The 17,169-nt window shown below is 67.1% G+C and carries 13 protein-coding genes, 1 tRNA gene and 1 pseudogene; all 15 read right to left on the bottom strand.

Annotated elements, in window-relative coordinates:
- Positions 1–159: 159 nt before the first annotated feature.
- The gene (rpoC, locus tag MKK69_RS17540) at positions 160–4,368 is read right to left on the bottom strand and encodes a DNA-directed RNA polymerase subunit beta' (protein ID WP_243969877.1); all 4,209 of its coding nucleotides are present in this window, start codon (positions 4,366–4,368) and stop codon (positions 160–162) included.
- Between the two features lie 174 nt (positions 4,369–4,542).
- Positions 4,543–8,667: a DNA-directed RNA polymerase subunit beta gene (gene rpoB, locus MKK69_RS17535; RefSeq protein WP_243969875.1), complete on the bottom strand. Its 4,125-nt coding sequence runs from the start codon at positions 8,665–8,667 to the stop codon at positions 4,543–4,545.
- A gap of 248 nt (positions 8,668–8,915) precedes the next feature.
- Positions 8,916–9,293, bottom strand: coding sequence for a 50S ribosomal protein L7/L12 (gene rplL, locus MKK69_RS17530; RefSeq protein ID WP_243969874.1), 378 nt, complete (start codon positions 9,291–9,293; stop codon positions 8,916–8,918).
- Positions 9,294–9,342: 49 nt separating this feature from the next.
- The gene (rplJ, locus tag MKK69_RS17525) at positions 9,343–9,861 is read right to left on the bottom strand and encodes a 50S ribosomal protein L10 (protein WP_243969872.1); all 519 of its coding nucleotides are present in this window, start codon (positions 9,859–9,861) and stop codon (positions 9,343–9,345) included.
- Positions 9,862–10,516: 655 nt separating this feature from the next.
- On the bottom strand, positions 10,517–10,693 hold the full coding sequence (locus MKK69_RS17520) for a type II toxin-antitoxin system RelE/ParE family toxin (protein ID WP_243969870.1): 177 nt from the start codon (positions 10,691–10,693) through the stop codon (positions 10,517–10,519).
- Positions 10,683–10,952 (bottom strand): type II toxin-antitoxin system ParD family antitoxin, encoded by a 270-nt coding sequence (locus tag MKK69_RS17515; RefSeq protein WP_243969868.1) that lies wholly within the window; start codon positions 10,950–10,952, stop codon positions 10,683–10,685. Before MKK69_RS17515 ends, MKK69_RS17520 begins: the two co-directional genes overlap by 11 nt.
- A 35-nt stretch (positions 10,953–10,987) precedes the next feature.
- Entirely contained in the window at positions 10,988–12,643 is a 1,656-nt protein-coding gene (locus MKK69_RS17510) for a B12-binding domain-containing radical SAM protein (protein ID WP_243969867.1), read from the bottom strand.
- Between the two features lie 241 nt (positions 12,644–12,884).
- Positions 12,885–13,175, bottom strand: coding sequence for a GIY-YIG nuclease family protein (locus tag MKK69_RS17505; RefSeq protein ID WP_243969865.1), 291 nt, complete (start codon positions 13,173–13,175; stop codon positions 12,885–12,887).
- 73 nt (positions 13,176–13,248) lie between these two features.
- Positions 13,249–13,947 (bottom strand): 50S ribosomal protein L1, encoded by a 699-nt coding sequence (gene rplA, locus MKK69_RS17500; RefSeq protein ID WP_243969864.1) that lies wholly within the window; start codon positions 13,945–13,947, stop codon positions 13,249–13,251.
- 11 nt (positions 13,948–13,958) lie between these two features.
- Positions 13,959–14,408, bottom strand: a complete 450-nt coding sequence (gene rplK, locus MKK69_RS17495; protein ID WP_243969862.1) for a 50S ribosomal protein L11 — start codon at positions 14,406–14,408, stop codon at positions 13,959–13,961.
- A 206-nt stretch (positions 14,409–14,614) separates the two neighbouring features.
- Positions 14,615–15,148 carry a transcription termination/antitermination protein NusG gene (gene nusG / locus MKK69_RS17490; RefSeq protein WP_243969957.1) on the bottom strand — a complete coding sequence of 178 codons (534 nt, stop codon included), beginning with the start codon at positions 15,146–15,148 and terminating at the stop codon, positions 14,615–14,617.
- A 58-nt stretch (positions 15,149–15,206) separates the two neighbouring features.
- Complete coding sequence (gene secE / locus MKK69_RS17485; protein ID WP_243969861.1) at positions 15,207–15,503, bottom strand: preprotein translocase subunit SecE; 297 nt, start codon at positions 15,501–15,503, stop codon at positions 15,207–15,209.
- Positions 15,504–15,684: 181 nt separating this feature from the next.
- A tRNA-Trp gene (locus tag MKK69_RS17480) sits at positions 15,685–15,761 on the bottom strand.
- Between the two features lie 211 nt (positions 15,762–15,972).
- On the bottom strand, positions 15,973–16,863 hold the full coding sequence (locus tag MKK69_RS17475) for a hypothetical protein (RefSeq protein WP_243969859.1): 891 nt from the start codon (positions 16,861–16,863) through the stop codon (positions 15,973–15,975).
- A 161-nt stretch (positions 16,864–17,024) separates the two neighbouring features.
- Positions 17,025–17,169 (bottom strand): annotated as a pseudogene (gene tuf, locus MKK69_RS17470) (elongation factor Tu); the annotation flags it as partial.

Raw genomic sequence — 17,169 nt, 5'->3', positions numbered from 1 at the left:
GCGGCCGAGCGGAATTTATCGCCCGGTATGGTTGAGCCCCGGTTAAGTCGGGGCCGGGCGGACCGGCCCGGTTCGACCCACCCGCGGTGGCGCCCACGAAAAAGGGCGGCCCGGAGGCCGCCCTGTCTCGTCTCGAACCCCCTTGCGTCGTAACGGGCGTCACTCGGCGGCGGGCGGCAGTTCCTCGATCGGATCGGCGGCGCTGCCGGCCTGCTTCTGCTGCAGGATCATCGCGTCGCGGCGGCGGGCGATGGAGCGGATATCCGCCACCATCGAACCGGTGCCGGCCGGGATGAGCGAGCCCACGATCACGTTCTCCTTCAGGCCTTCCAGGGTGTCGACCTTGCCGTTGACCGCCGCCTCGGTGAGGACGCGGGTGGTCTCCTGGAACGAGGCCGCCGAGATGAACGACTTCGTCTGCAGCGACGCCTTGGTGATGCCGAGCAGGACCGGGACGCCCTGGATCGGCTTCTTGCCCTCGGCGAGCAGCTTCTCGTTGAAGTCGGTCAGCTCTGTGCGATCGATCTGGTCGCCCGAGAGGATGTCCGAATCGCCGCCGTCGGTCACCTCGACCTTCTGCAGCATCTGCCGGACGATCACCTCGATGTGCTTGTCGTTGATCGACACGCCCTGCAGCCGGTAGACCTCCTGGATCTCGTTGACGAGGTAGGCCGCGAGTTCCTCCACGCCCTTGATCGCCAGGATGTCGTGCGGCGCGGGGTTTCCGTCGACGATGTAATCGCCGAGTTCGACCACGTCCCCGTCCTGCAGGTGGATGTGCTTGCCCTTCGGGATCAGGTACTCGACCGCCTCCGAGCCGTCATGCGGCGTCAGCGTGAGCCGGCGCTTGTTCTTGTAGTCGCGGCCGAACGCGATGGTGCCCGACTTCTCGGCGATGATCGCCGCGTCCTTCGGGCGCCTGGCCTCGAACAGCTCCGCCACCCGCGGCAGGCCGCCGGTGATGTCGCGGGTCTTGGCCGAGTCGGTCGAGACGCGGGCCAGGATGTCGCCGGCCTTCACGCTCGCCCCGGGATCGAAGCCGATGATGGCGTCGACCGGCAGGAAGTAGCGGGCGTCCGAGCCGCGCGGCAGCTTGAGCGCCTTGCCCTCCTTGTCGACCACCACCATCGCGGGCTTGAGGTCCGAGGTCCGGGCCGAGCCGCGCCAGTCGACGACGACGCGCTTGGCGATGCCGGTCGACTCGTCGGTGGTCTCGGTCATGGACTGGCCGTCGACCAGATCCTCGTAGGCCACGAGGCCGTCGACTTCGGTGAGGATCGGACGGGTGTAGGGATCCCACTCGGCGATCCGCTGCCCGCGCTTGATCTTGTCACCCTCGTCGACCCGGAGCTTGGCGCCGTATTGCAGGCGGTGGACCGCCCGCTCGACCCCGTCCGAGCCCACGATCACCACCGCCACGTTGCGGCCCGTGGCGATCAGGTCCCCGTCCGTGTTCTTGGCGATCGTCCGGTTGCGGACCTTGATCGTGCCCTCGAAGCTCGACTCGATGAAGGACGAGTCGGCGATCTGGGCGGCACCGCCGATGTGGAAGGTCCGCATCGTGAGCTGGGTGCCCGGCTCGCCGATCGACTGCGCCGCGATGACGCCGACGGCCTCGCCCATGTTGACGGGCGTGCCGCGGGCGAGGTCGCGCCCGTAGCAGGTGGCGCAGACGCCGCTCTTGGTGGCGCAGACCAGCACCGAGCGGATCTTCACCTCCTGGATGCCGGCGGCGTTGATCGCCGGCAGGTGCCGCTCCTCGATGGTCTCGCCGGTCTTGACGATCACCGTGCCGTCCGCGGCCACGAGATCCTCGGCCGTGGCGCGACCGAGGATGCGGGTGGCGAGCGTCGCCACGACCTGGCCGGCATCCACGATGGCGCGCATCTTGATGCCGTTGGTCGTGCCGCAATCCACCTCGCGGATCACCGCGTCCTGGGCCACGTCGACGAGGCGGCGGGTCAGGTAACCGGAGTTCGCGGTCTTCAGGGCGGTGTCGGCGAGGCCCTTACGGGCACCGTGCGTGGAGTTGAAGTACTCCAGCACGTCCAGACCTTCCTTGAAGTTCGAGATGATCGGCGTCTCGATGATCTCACCCGACGGCTTGGCCATGAGGCCGCGCATCGCCGCGAGCTGCTTCATCTGGGCAGGCGAGCCACGGGCACCCGAATGGCTCATCATGTAGATCGAGTTGACCTGCTTGTCGGCGCCGTTCTCGTCCTTCTGGACGCTGGAGATGCGGTTCATCATCTCGGCGGCGAGCTTGTCCGAGCACTTGGCCCAGGCATCGACCACCTTGTTGTACTTCTCGCCCTGGGTGATCAGGCCGTCGTTGTACTGCTGCTCGTAATCCTTCACGAGCGCGCGGGTCGTGTCGACGATCGACCACTTGTTGTCCGGCACGACCATGTCGTCCTTGCCGAACGAGATGCCGGCCTTGAACGCGTGATTGAAGCCCAGCGCCATGATCCGGTCGCAGAAGATCACCGACTCCTTCTGACCGCAGTGGCGGTAGACGGTGTCGATCATCGCCGAGATCTCCTTCTTGGTCATCAGCTTGTTGACGACGTCGAAGGGCACCTTGGCGTGCTTGGGCAGGGCGCCCGACAGGATCACCCGGCCCGGGGTGGTCTCGTAGGTCTTGGTCAGGGGCTCGTTGTCTGGGCCGATGCCGGTCCAGCGCCACTTGATCTTGGAGTGCAGCGACACGGCCTTGGCGGCGAGAGCATGCTCCAGCTCGCCCATCTCGCCGTAGACGCCCTGCATCGGGTTCTTGGTGTTGCCCGGCTTGTGCTCACCCGGCGCCCCGTCGGCCACGATCGACAGGTAATAGAGGCCCAGCACGATGTCCTGCGACGGCACGATGATCGGCTGACCGTTGGCCGGGTGCAGGATGTTGTTGGTCGACATCATGAGGACGCGCGCTTCCAGCTGCGCCTCGAGCGACAGCGGGACGTGCACGGCCATCTGGTCGCCGTCGAAGTCGGCGTTGAACGCGGCGCAGACCAGCGGGTGCAGCTGGATCGCCTTGCCCTCGATCAGCTTCGGCTCGAAGGCCTGGATGCCGAGGCGGTGGAGCGTCGGCGCGCGGTTCAGCATCACCGGGTGCTCGCGGATCACCTCGTCGAGGATGTCCCAGACCTCCGGCTTTTCTTTTTCGACCAGTTTCTTCGCCTGCTTCACCGTGGCGGAGAAGCCCTTGGCGTCCAGCCGCGCGTAGATGAACGGCTTGAACAGCTCGAGCGCCATCTTCTTGGGCAGGCCGCACTGGTGCAGCTTCAGCTCCGGACCGACCACGATCACCGAGCGGCCGGAATAATCGACGCGCTTGCCGAGCAGGTTCTGGCGGAACCGGCCCTGCTTGCCCTTCAGCATGTCGGCGAGCGACTTCAGCGGGCGCTTGTTGGCCCCCGTGATCACGCGGCCGCGGCGGCCGTTGTCGAACAGGGCGTCGACGGCCTCCTGCAGCATCCGCTTCTCGTTGCGGATAATGATGTCGGGGGCGCGCAGCTCGATCAGCCGCTTCAGGCGGTTGTTGCGGTTGATGACCCGGCGGTAGAGGTCGTTCAGGTCGGAGGTCGCGAAGCGGCCGCCATCCAGCGGGACCAGCGGGCGCAGGTCCGGCGGGATCACCGGCACGACCGTCAGGATCATCCATTCCGGCTTGTTGCCGGACATCTGGAAGGCCTCGATGATCTTGAGCCGCTTCAGGAGCTTCTTGGGCTTCAGCTCCGAGGTGGTGACCGCAATCTCCTCGCGCAGATCGTTGGCGATCTTGTCGAGGTCGAGCTCCTGCAGGATGCGCCGGATGGCCTCGGCGCCGATCATCGCGGTGAAGCTATCCTCGCCATACTCCTCCTGGGCGCGCAGATACTCCTCCTCCGACAGGAGCTGACGCTCCTTCAGGGGGGTGAGGCCCGGCTCGATGACGCAGTAGGACTCGAAGTACAGGATCCGCTCGAGGTCCTTGAGGGCCATGTCGAGCAGGAGGCCGATGCGCGACGGCAGCGACTTCAGGAACCAGATGTGGGCGACGGGCGCGGCCAGCTCGATATGGCCCATCCGGTCGCGCCGGACGCGCGCGAGGGTGACCTCGACGCCGCACTTCTCGCAGATGACGCCCTTGTACTTCATGCGCTTGTACTTGCCGCACAAGCACTCGTAGTCCTTGATCGGCCCGAAGATGCGCGCACAGAACAGGCCGTCGCGCTCGGGCTTGAAGGTCCGGTAGTTGATCGTCTCCGGCTTCTTGATCTCGCCGTACGACCAGGAGAGGATCTTCTCCGGCGACGAGATCGAGATCTTGATCTGATCGAAGCTGACCGGTGTGGCCTGCTGGTTGAAAAGGTTCATGACCTCTTGGTTCATGATCCGCTCCTTGCTGACGCCGATCGCCCCGCGCCGGGCCATCGTGTCCTGAAAAAGATCCGGCGCCGCGCCCCGTTCGAGCGCCGCTGACCGTCGTCACCGGAGGCCCCGCCCCTCCCCGCTCGACCGTGGCGGCGTCGATCCGCCGCCACGGGAGGTCTCTTGCGACGATCGCTACTCGGCGGCGTCCGCCGGCGGCTCGAGCTGGTCGTTGGCGGCCTTCTTGGAGGAGGTGAGCTCGACGTTGAGGCCGAGCGAGCGCATCTCCTTGACGAGCACGTTGAACGACTCGGGGATGCCGGCCTCGAAGGTGTCGTCGCCGCGGACGATCGCCTCGTAGACCTTGGTGCGGCCGGCCACGTCGTCCGACTTCACCGTGAGCATCTCCTGCAGCGTGTAGGCCGCGCCGTAGGCCTCCAGCGCCCAAACCTCCATCTCGCCGAAGCGCTGACCGCCGAACTGCGCCTTGCCGCCCAGCGGCTGCTGGGTGACGAGCGAGTACGGGCCGATCGACCGGGCGTGGATCTTGTCGTCCACCAGGTGGTGCAGCTTCAGCATGTAGATGTAGCCCATCGTCACCTTGCGGTCGAAGGGCTCGCCGGTACGCCCGTCGTAGAGCGTCGACTGCGCCGAGCGGTCGAGGCCGGCCATCTCCAGCATCTGCTCGATATCGGCCTCCTTGGCGCCGTTGAACACCGGGGTGGCCATCGGCACGCCGCGGCGGACGTTGTTGCCGGCCTCGGCCAGCTCCTCGTCCGTCAGGCCGTCGAGCTCGCCCGGCGAGTAGATCGCCTCCATCTCCTGACGCAGCAGCGCGATGTCGTGCGACTTCAGATAGGCATCCACCGCCTTGGAGACCTTGCGACCCAGGCCCGCAGCCGCCCAGCCGAGGTGCGTCTCCAGGATCTGTCCGACGTTCATGCGCGAGGGCACGCCCAGCGGGTTGAGCACGATGTCGGCATGCGTCCCGTCCTCCAGGAACGGCATGTCCTCGATCGGCACGATCCGCGACACGACACCCTTGTTGCCGTGGCGGCCGGCCATCTTGTCGCCCGGCTGGATCTTGCGCTTCACCGCCACGAAGACCTTGACCATCTTCATAACGCCGGGGGGCAGCTCGTCGCCGCGCTGCAGCTTCTCGACCTTGTCGAGGAAGCGCTGCTCCAGGCGCTTCTTCGACTCGTCGTACTGCTTCTGCATCGCCTCCATCTCGGTCATGAGACGGTCTTCGATGACGGCGAACTGCCACCATTGCGAGCGCGGGTAGTCGTTGATCAGCTCGCGGGTGAGCGTGGTGTCCTTCTTGAAGCCCTTCGGGCCGGCCACCGGCGCCTGACCGATCAGCACGTCCGCGAGACGCGCATAGGTGTTGCGGTCGAGGATCGCCTGCTCGTCGTCGCGGTCCTTGGCGAGCCGCTCGATCTCCTCGCGCTCGATCGCCTGGGCGCGCTCGTCCTTGTCGACGCCGTGGCGGTTGAACACCCGCACCTCGACGATCGTGCCGGTGACGCCCGGCGGCACCCGCAGGGAGGTGTCGCGCACGTCGGAGGCCTTCTCACCGAAGATGGCGCGGAGCAGCTTCTCCTCCGGCGTCATTGGGCTCTCGCCCTTCGGGGTGATCTTGCCCACGAGGATGTCGCCGGCATTCACCTCGGCACCGATGTAGACGATGCCGGCCTCGTCGAGGTTCTTGAGCGCCTCCTCGGAGACGTTCGGGATGTCGCGGGTGATCTCCTCCGGCCCGAGCTTGGTGTCGCGGGCCATCACCTCGAACTCCTCGATGTGGATCGAGGTGAACACGTCATCCTTCACGATCCGCTCGGAGAGCAGGATCGAATCCTCGAAGTTGTAGCCGTTCCACGGCATGAACGCGACGAGCACGTTCCGGCCGAGGGCCAGCTCGCCAAACTCGGTCGAGGGACCGTCAGCGATGATCTCGCCCTTCTTCACGAACTCGCCGACGCGGACCAGCGGCTTCTGCGTGATGCAGGTCGACTGGTTGGAGCGCTGGAACTTCTGCAGGCGGTAGATGTCGACGCCCGGCTTGGTGGCGTCGGCCTCCTCGGTGGCGCGGATGACGATACGGGTGGCATCGACCTGATCGATGATGCCGGCCCGGCGGGCCGCGATGGCGGCGCCGGAATCCCGGGCGACCACCGCCTCCATGCCGGTGCCCACGAACGGGGCGTCGGCGCGGACCAGCGGCACCGCCTGGCGCTGCATGTTCGAGCCCATGAGGGCGCGGTTGGCGTCGTCGTTCTCCAGGAACGGGATCAGCGCCGCGGCGACCGAGACGAGCTGCTTGGGCGACACGTCCATGAGGTCGACGCGCTCGGGCCCCACGACGATCACCTCGCCGGCCCGGCGGCAGACCACGAGGTCCTCCGTGAGCTTGCGGGCCTCGTCCATCTGGGCGTTCGCCTGGGCGACGTAGTACTTCGCCTCCTCCATGGCCGAGAGGTAGGCGACCTCGTCGGTGACTACGCCGTCGCGGACGCGGCGGAACGGGGTCTCGATGAAGCCGTACTTGTTCACCCGGGCGAAGGTGGCGAGCGAGTTGATCAGGCCGATATTCGGACCTTCCGGCGTCTCGATCGGGCAGATGCGGCCGTAATGGGTCGGGTGCACGTCGCGCACCTCGAACCCGGCGCGCTCGCGGGTCAGACCGCCCGGGCCGAGCGCCGAGAGGCGGCGCTTGTGCGTCACCTCGGAGAGCGGGTTGGTCTGGTCCATGAACTGCGAGAGCTGCGACGAGCCGAAGAACTCGCGCACGGCGGCCGCCGCGGGCTTCGCGTTGATCAGGTCCTGCGGCATGACCGTGTCGATATCGACCTGGCTCATGCGCTCGCGGATGGCGCGCTCCATGCGCAGGAGGCCCAGGCGGTACTGGTTCTCCATGAGCTCGCCCACCGAGCGGACGCGGCGGTTGCCGAGGTGATCGATGTCGTCGACCTCGCCCTTGCCGTCGCGCAGCTCGACCAGCGCCTTCACCACCGCCAGCATGTCCTCCTTGCGCAGCGTCCGCACGGTGTCGGCGGCGTCGAGGTCGAGGCGCATGTTCATCTTCACGCGGCCGACCGCCGAGAGGTCGTAACGCTCGGAATCGAAGAACAGCGAGTGGAACATCGCCTCGGCGGTGTCGAGGGTCGGCGGCTCGCCCGGGCGCATCACCCGGTAGATGTCGAACAGCGCGCCCTCGCGGCCGGAATTCTTGTCCACCGCCAGGGTGTTGCGGATGTAGGGACCGACATTGACATGGTCGATGTCGAGCACCGGCAACTCGGTGATGCCGACATCGTCTAGGCTCTTCAGGAGCTTGTCGGTGATCTCCTCGCCGGCCTCGGCCCAGATCTCACCGGTCTGCGCGTTGACCAGATCCTCGGCGATGTACTGGCCGACGAGATCCTCGTCGGTCGCCTTGAGGAACCGGGTGCCCTTCTCGGTGATCTGGCGGGCGTTGCGGGCGTTGAGCTTCTTGCCGGCCTCGAGCACGACCTCGCCGGAATCGGCGTCGATCAGGTCGACGGTGGCCTTCATGCCCTTCATCCGCTCGGCGTCGAACGGCACGCGCCACTCGGCACCGTCGCGGTCATAGGCCACGCGGTTGTAGAAGGTCGACAGGATCTCCTCGCCGTCGAGGCCGAGCGCGTAGAGCAGCGACGTCGCCGGCAGCTTGCGCTTCCGGTCGATGCGGACATGGACGATGTCCTTGGCGTCGAACTCGACGTCCAGCCAGGAGCCCCGGTACGGGATGATGCGGGCGGCGAACAGGAGCTTGCCCGAGGAATGGGTCTTGCCCTTGTCGTGATCGAAAAACACGCCCGGCGAACGGTGCATCTGCGAGACGATGACCCGCTCGGTGCCGTTGACGATGAAGGTGCCGTTCTCCGTCATCAGGGGCATGTCGCCCATGTAGACGTCCTGCTCCTTGATGTCCTTGACCGACTTGGCCTGGGTGTCGGGATCGACGTCGAACACGATCAGCCGCAGGGTCACCTTCAGCGGGGCCGCGAAGGTGATGCCACGCTGGCGGCACTCGTCGACGTCGTATTTGGGCGCCTCGAAGGTGTAGCGCACGAATTCGAGCAGGGCGGTGGCGGCGAAGTCGGAGATCGGGAAGACCGACTTGAACACGCTCTGCAGGCCCTCGTCGCCGCGCCCGCCTTCGGGCTCGTCGACCATCAGGAACTGGTCGTAGGACGCCTTCTGAACCTCGATGAGGTTCGGCATCTCGGCAACTTCCTTGATCTTGCCGAAGAACTTCCGAATGCGCTTGCGACCGACCAGCGTGTTGGCCATGTGACCTCGCTCCTACCCGCGTGCCTCACGCCCGGGGAAGCGTTCCCGCGAAGGGACCTCCCGCACCGGGCCGTGACGCGCGCCCCGCCGGGCGGCGCCACCGAACCGAAATCTCATCTCCGGCCCCTGACGGGACCGTCCGCCGAAGCGGCCTAAAGCCCGCGGGCACGACACCCGCGGGCTCCAGTCACGACAGGCCCGGAACGGACCTCCGTGGGGTGACGGGCCGGGATCGGCCCATCGTCGACTTACTTGAGCTCGACCTTGGCGCCAGCCTTCTCGAGCTGGGCCTTGAGCTTCTCGGCCTCGTCCTTGGAGACGGCCTCCTTGACGGGCTTCGGCGCGCCTTCGACCAGATCCTTGGCTTCCTTGAGGCCCAGGCCGGTGATGGCGCGGACTTCCTTGATGACCTCGATCTTCTTCTCGCCGGCGGCGGCGAGGACGACCGTGAACTCGGTCTGCTCCTCGACGGCAGCGGCGGCGCCACCAGCGGCCGGGCCGGCGGCCACGGCGACGGCAGCGGCGGCGGAGACGCCCCACTTCTCTTCGAGCATCTTGGCCAGGTCGGCGGCCTCGAGAACGGTCAGCGAGGACAGGTCGTCGACGAGCTTGGCAAGATCAGCCATTTTCAATTCCTCTCAGATATCGGTTCGAACAGGTGATTTTTGAAGGGCCTCAGGCGGCCTCGTCCTTGGTGGCATAGGCCCCGAACACGCGGGCGAGCTTGGCCGCCGGCGCATTGACGACCTGAGCGATCTTGGTCGCGGGCGCCTGCACGAGGCCCACGATCTTGGCGCGCAGTTCGTCGAGGGACGGGAGCGAGGCGAGGGCCTTCACGCCGTCCGGGTTCAGGGCAGTCGTCCCCATCGCGCCGCCGAGGATCACGAGCTTCTCGTTAGCCTTGGCGAAATCGACCGCGACCTTGGCGGCGGCGACCGGATCGCCCGAATAGGCGAGCAGGGTCGGGCCCTTCAGGAGCGGCTTGATGGAGGCGACATCCGTGCCATCGAGTGCGATGCCGGCGAGGCTGTTCTTGGCGACCTTCACGGTGGCGCCGGCCTGCTTCATCTGCGAACGCAGCTTCTGCATGTCGGCGACCGTGAGGCCCTTGTAGTGGGCCACGACGACGACGGCGCTCTGACTGAACACGCCGTTGAGCGTCGAGACGAGATCAGCTTTAGCTGTCCGGTCCACTGGGCTCTCTCCGGTTGGCGGAACCCGGATTCGGGTCCGCCGGTTGCACATGCCGCCCGGACGTGATCTCGGCCGTAAGACCGGGAACGCCCGAACGACGCTTCGCGGCCCTGTCCCCGCGCGTGCCCCTGGAGGCCGCCTCGGGCGAGTGGGTTCAAACCGATACCCCTCCCGCGGCCGGGGCCGGGGCGAGGCGTTGTCGAATTCGGTCTTCCCCGTCTGTGCAGGCTGGTGGATTAAGCCGGCGAACCGGCGCCTGCAGTCTCGGACAGGACATGGCCGGACAAGGCTCCGCGGGGCTCGTCACCCCTGGGATCCTTACCGGCCAGTGCCACCCGGTTGCCCGGGCGACATTTCGAGCGGAAAACGGCCGATCGGCCGTCTCCTTCCGTGAGGATGAAATGCGTAAGGCGCGGTGTATAGAGCCTAGCAAACCGCCTGCCAAGGGCCGAAGCGCGACTTTTCCGCCGCAGGCAAGGGTTTGCCGGCTCGGACTGTCCTCGCCACTCACGCCTCGCTCGGCTTTGCCGACCGACCGAGCAGAGCGTCGACGTCGCGCCCGCGATAGAGGATGCGCAGGACATCGATGCGCGTCTCACGCAGGGCATATGCGATGACCACGCGACGCTCAAATGCGACGAGCCGTAGCCCGGGCCTAAGATCGATCGTCCCGGGTAAAACCAGCCTTCGGAAGCTGAGATAGCGACTCGCAACGGTTCCGGATCCGCCGGATGAATGTGATCGCGCGTTCCGGGCTGTCAGACGCGATGTAATCGTAAAGCGCATCGAGATCCGCGACCGCCTCGGCGCGGAGCGTGACCTCAAAGTCCACCGTTGCCGTCCACCCGGCGTGCGTGCCGTTCCTCCAGCCAGGCGAAGGCTGAAGCAACTGGGATCCCCGGTCGTGAATCGTCGAAGGCGGCAACGATCGCGGCGAGGAGTTCGTCCCGGTGCTCGGCTTCCATCGCAATGTGCTCTTCCAGCCGGCGCAAACCCACGGCGATCACATCGGATGGAGTCGGAAATCGACCCGCCTGGACTTGGCTTCGCACGAAGCGGTCGAGGTCGGAGGTCAGGTCGATGTCAGCCATGCGTGGCTACAGCAATCCGGAGCTCGTGGCACAGGCTACGCCGCCTCGCGCTCCGGCACCAGCTTGCGCCGGGCCGCCTCCCACCAGGTCCGGTCGCGGGCGGCCTTCTCCGCCTCCTTCGCCTCCGCGGCCCTAGCGGCGTAGAACGAGGCGTTGTGCTCGCCGCGCAGGGCCTCCCGGGTGAAGCGGATCAGGTGGTGGGCGACGAAGCCCATGTTGAACACCGCCTCGATCTGCCCCCGCTTCAGCGCGTAGCCGGCCGCGCTCCAGAACGGCTTGCGATAATCCGAAAAGATCCCGACCCGCGTGATGATGTTGAAGCCGAGGATCAGGCCCCGGCGCAGGTTGGTGCGGGTCAGCTTGCCCGCCGTCGGCGTGGTGATCCGGTTCGGGTAGGTCACCGCGCATTGGTGCTTGAACCGCTCGAAGATCTTCTCGGGCGTGTAGGCATGGGCGATGGCCCGGCGCCAGCTGCTCACGACGGTGTCGTGCGGGCGCTTGAACAGGACGTTCGATTCGAGGCTGGCATCGTGGATGAGCCGGCCCTCGCGGGTAAGCCGGTCCCAGAGCGGGGTCTTGGGCAGGGCCTGGAGCAGGTTGATGGTCAGCACGGGAATCGCCGAGCGGTCGATGAAGTCGATCAGGTTCTGCTCGGATTGGTCCGAATCGGAATCGAGCCCCAGGATGATGCCCGAGGTCACCTCGAGCCCGTAGGAATTGAGCGTCTCGATCGCCTCGTACATCGGCACGGCGGCGTTGTGGGTCTTGTCGATGCCCTTGAGGGCGTCCGCCTCCGGCGTCTCGATGCCGACGAACACGGTCATGAAGTTCGCCTGCCGCATCAGCTCGAGGATCTCGGGCTGCTTGGCCATGTTCAGCGTCGCCTCGCAGGCGAACTGCAGCGGGTAGGCGTTCTTCTTCTGCCACTCCACGAGGTGCGGCAGCATCTCGCGGGTCGCCTTGCGGTTGGCGATGAAGTTGTCGTCGACGAAGTAGACCACCGCCGGGTGGCCCGGCTGGCTGATGATGGCGTCGAGTTCGGCGCACATCTGCTCGGGGCTCTTCAGCCGCGGCTGGCGGCCGTAAAGCTGCGGGATGTCGCAGAACTCGCAGCGATAGGGGCAGCCCGAGGAGAATTGCAGGGAGCCGATCAGGTAGCGCTTGAGCGGCGCCGCCTCGTAGGCCGGGGCCGGGAAATCGGCGAGGGCGAGGCGGTCCTTGGTCTCCAGCACCACCTGGGCGGGGGGCGGCGTGAGGTCGGCGTCGAGGCGCGCGACCAGCTGGTCCGTGGCGTCGCCGATCTCGCCGACGTGGAGGTAGTCGAAATCGCCGTACTTCTCCGGGGCCCCGGAGACCGAGGGGCCGCCGAGCGCGGTGACCTTGCCGGCCGCACGGGCACGGTCGCGGATGTCGTGGATCTGAGGCTCCTGGATGTGCATCCCGGAGACGAAGACCGCATCGGCCCAGGCGAAGTCGGCCGGGCCGGCGCGGCGGATATTCTCATCGATGAACCGGCATTCCCACGCCTCGGGCATGTAGGCCGCGATCAGCAGCAGCCCCTGCGGCGGCATGAACGCCTTCACCCCGCCCATCAACGGATAGGCGTGGGAGAATGTCCCGAAGGACGGCGTGTAGGCGGGGAAGACGCAGAGAATGCGTCGCTTGGAGGTGACCGTCAGGGTGCATCGCATGGCGGCCTATCTAGCACAGCCGCGCGCATTGGCGCCCCCCTTCACCGTTAAGAATACCGTGAGGAAAGTGGCGCCGCTGTCGCGGCGATTTGTGTGCTGGGTCCCGGGTCGCATTCCGCTAGCGCTCCATGCGCCCGGGAAAGGGTGGGTGTTTCATCCTGCACCACCCTTTCCCGGACAGGTGCAGCGACAGCGGAACCTGATCCGGGACCCAGCACAAGACTCGCCGCGAAGCGGCTCATCAGACCAAATCGTCATACCGGTCGCGCCACGCGGGATTGAATTCCTCGATCAGCGCGAGCTTCCAGGCCCGCCGCCAGCGCTTGATCGCATAGTCCCGTACCCGGGCATCGATGATCCGCGGATAGGCTTCGTACCAGACCAGCATGGTCACGCCGTAATCCCGGGTGAACCCCGGCATGGCGCCCGTACGATGCTCCCAAACACGCCGCGCCAGATCCGTGGTCGAGCCGGTGTACAGCGTGCCGGTCCGCCGGCTCGGCAGAATGTACACGTGGGACAGCCGCTCCATCCGCGCCCCCGCAACGGAAAACGCCCGGCCGTTTCCGGCCGGGCGCTCCGCAGCGTAGATGCTATGCCTTGCCTCAGGCGGTCAGCACCGTGTTCGGCTCGACCTTCACGCCCGGGCCCATCGTCGAGGTGACGGCGATGCGCTGGACGTAGGTGCCCTTGGCGCCCGCGGGCTTCGCCTTGGCGACCGCATCGGCGAAGGCCTTGATGTTCTCGACGAGCTTGTCGGCGTCGAACGAGACCTTGCCGACGCCGGCATGGACGATGCCGGCCTTCTCGACGCGGAACTCCACCGAGCCGCCCTTGGCGCCGGCGACGGCGCCCTTCACGTCCATGGTGACGGTCCCGACCTTCGGGTTCGGCATCAGGCCGCGCGGGCCCAGCACCTTACCGAGACGGCCGACCAGCGGCATCATGTCCGGGGTCGCAATGCAGCGGTCGAACTCGATCTTGCCGCCCTGGACGATCTCCAGGAGATCCTCGGCGCCGACGATGTCGGCGCCTGCCGCCTTGGCGTCGTCCGCCTTGGCGCCACGGGCGAAGACCGCCACGCGGACCGTCCGGCCGGAGCCGTTCGGCAGGTTGCAGACACCGCGGACCATCTGGTCGGCGTGGCGGGGATCGACCCCGAGATTCATCGAGACCTCGACGGTCTCGTCGAACTTCGCGGTGGCCCGCTCCTTCACCAGCTTGATCGCCTCGTCGAGGGAATAGAGCTTGGTGACCTCGATGCCCTCGCGGGCGGCGCGGATGCGCTTGCCTTCCTTAGCCATGATGTCCTCCCTCAGGCCGTGACTTCGAGGCCCATGGCCCGGGCGGAGCCGCGGATCATGGCAACGGCCGACTCCACCGAGTCGCAGTTGAGGTCGGGCATCTTCTTCTCGGCGATCTCGCGCAGCTGCGCCTCGGAGATCTTGCCGACGGTCGGGCCCTTGCCGGGGGTCTTCGAGCCGGAGGCCGGCTTCTTGCCGATCTTCAGCCCGGCGGCCTTCTTCAGGAAGAAGGTGACCGGCGGCTGCTTCATCTCGAAGGTGAACGAGCGGTCCTGATACGCGGTGATGACCACCGGGATCGGGGTGCCCTTCTCGATCTGCGCGGTCTTCGCGTTGAAGGCCTTGCAGAATTCCATGATGTTGAGGCCGCGCTGACCGAGCGCGGGGCCGATCGGCGGCGACGGGTTCGCCGCGCCGGCCGGGACCTGAAGCTTCACGTAACCCGTGATCTTCTTCGCCATGGGATATCTCCCAAACTGCGTCCGCCGCCGGGCTGCCTAAGCGCGGGCGGGTCGGACGGTTGCAGGTCGCGGTGCGATCCGTGGATCCCGGAGGCGAGGCCGGGCGGATCTCCCGCGGGTGATCGGCAAGCGGCGAATGGCGAATGGCGCGTGGAAGGCCGAAGCCCCCTATTCGCCATTCGCCATTCGCCATTCGCCTCTTACGATCAGGCCTTCTCGACCTGGGCGTATTCGAGCTCCACCGGGGTGGCGCGGCCGAAGATCGACACGGCCACCTTGAGGCGGGAGCGGGCCTCGTCGATCTCCTCGACGGTGCCGTTGAAGCTGGCGAAGGGGCCGTCGGCGACCCGGACGGTCTCGCCGATCTCGAACGAGACGGACGGCTTCGGCCGGTCAACGCCCTCGGCGACCTGGCCCTTGATCCGCTCGGCCTCGGAATCGGGGATCGGCACGGGCTTGGACTTGTCGGCGCCGAGGAAGCCCGTGACCTTCGGGGTGTTCTTGATGAGGTGGTAGACCTCGTCGGTCAGGTCGCACTTCACCAGCACGTAGCCGGGGAAGAACTTGCGCTCGGCGTCGACCTTCCGGCCGCGGCGCACCTCCACGACCTTCTCGATCGGGACCATGACCTCGTCGAACAGCTCGGCCAGCCCGCGCTGGGCCGCCTGGTCCCTGATGGACTGTGCGACCTTGTTCTCGAAGTTCGAGTAGGCGTGGACGATGTACCAGCGCTTCGACACGGTTGCGTTCAACTCCGACAAGTCCGCGAGGTCTCCCTCGTTCAATCGCGCCCCGGCCTCAGAGGCCGAGGATCAGGCCGACCACGAAGCGCAGGGCCTGGTCCACCACGGTGAAGAACAGGCTCGTCACCACCACCATCACGAAGACCATGATCGTGGTGATCGTGGTCTCGCGGCGGCTCGGCCACGTCACCTTGCGCGCTTCGTCGCGGACCTGGGCGAAGAACTCGCCGGGGGTCGCGCGCTTCTGCGGCGCCCGGACCGGCGTCGCCGGACGGGCCGGCGGCGGGTTCGCGGGACCGCGGGCCGCGCCGCGCACCAGATCCACCTTCTTGGTCGCTTCGTTCGATGCCATGGTGCCAGTGTCTGTCGCGTGTTCGGCCCCGGGCAGAGACCGCTCCGGGAACGCGAATGTCGGCGCCGAGGACCCGGATGGGCCCGCACCGACGGTCGCTTCAGATCTCGGATTGGGCCCGCTCTAGCGCAACTCCGGCGGCTTGTCGACCGGGCCGCCGCGCGGGATCGGGCAGGATGTCTGGCAGGAGTGGAGGGACTCGAACCCGCAACCTCCGGTTTTGGAGACCGGCGCTCTGACCAGTTGAGCTACACTCCTAGCGCGTTGCCCAATGCCTCATCGTGGACCGGCTTGCAAGGGGTTCGGCGGCATGGTGGAGGCCGGCGAACCCGGAATCGCATCCCTGCATCCCGGTCACGTGGGGATGCGGCCCCGCGAAGGGCGCGAGACCTCGGTTTCGGCGCCGCGCTGCCGGGCCCGATCGGCCGGAGGCATCCCCGGTTACGGCGAACCGCGCAGCCGCCGGGAATCAGCGGCCGTGATCCGCCCGCTCCGTCGTGTTCAGCGGCCGGACCTGGTGGCCGTCAAAGCAGAACAGCTCGTCGCTGCGGCCATACGGTCCGGTGCGCAGGTAGCGCGTCGCTTCCGCGGCCAGGTCGCGTCGGGCCGGGCTGCCGGACGGCCAGGCGAGGAGCAGGTTGCGCGTCGGTCCGGCCAGCGTGATGCTGTCCGTCTTGAGGGCGGTCCGGATCTCGTCGAGATAGGACGGCACGAGCAGCCGCGCGATGGCGAAGTCGTCGCCGGGATCGGCCATGGCGAACAGGGGCGCACCGTCCCCGAGCACGAGCTCGAACGGCGCATCCGCCGAGGTGGCGGCCAGGTTCGCTACGGCCGTCGTCTCCACCAATGCGGGATCGACCTGCCAGCCCGCGAGCATCTCGCGGGTCACGTACTGATAGCGATTCGGCTCGTCGAGGACGTAGACCACGTGCAGCGTCTCGGAAAACCGACGATGCGCGAGCATCTTGTATTGTTGGAGGATCTCGTTCGGCACGAGCTGCGGGCGCAGGCGCGACCGGATCGCCGCGAAGTCGCCCGTGTCCGGCGCGGGGACGGCCTTCGCGAAGGCGACGCCGAGGAACTCCTCCACCTCCCGACGGCGTTCGGTTTCGGAGAGGCCGTCGACGCGCTGATACAGGTTGGTGAGGTCGATCGTCTTCGTGCCGACGCTGATCTGCGCCGGATCCGCCTCCAGAAGGATTTTCGCCCCCGGCCGGAGGCCCTGGATCAGCACCGCCACCTCCGCGCGGAAGCGTCCGTCGGTCAGCGCATCACCCCAGGCCGCGCCGGCCAGGACCGCCGCTCCCACACAGATCAGGGCCATGAGACACCCGGCCCGGAGAATGGAGCCGACCGACATCCGAGTCTCCCCGAAGACCGCGCGGAGACACGACAAATCAACGCCGGCGCTCCGTCAAGACGAAGGCCGGCGGGACTCATATCGATCCGGGTCGATATCCACTGGACTCACCCCGGAGTGCTTGCGGCCCGGCGCGCGGTGCGCCGGGCCTCGCGCGCGTTTCAGTCGTTGATGGCGGCGACGACGCCGGCGCCGACGGTGCGGCCGCCCTCGCGGATGGCGAAGCGCAGCTTCTCCTCCATGGCCACCGGCACGATCAGCACCACGTCCATGGTCACGTTGTCGCCCGGCATCACCATCTCGGTG

It is taken from the genome of Methylobacterium sp. J-026, assembly GCF_022829585.1.
Lineage (GTDB): Bacteria > Pseudomonadota > Alphaproteobacteria > Rhizobiales > Beijerinckiaceae > Methylobacterium.
The sequence above is the reverse complement of the archived record's forward strand: the minus strand, read 5'-3'. Positions and strand labels throughout refer to the sequence as shown.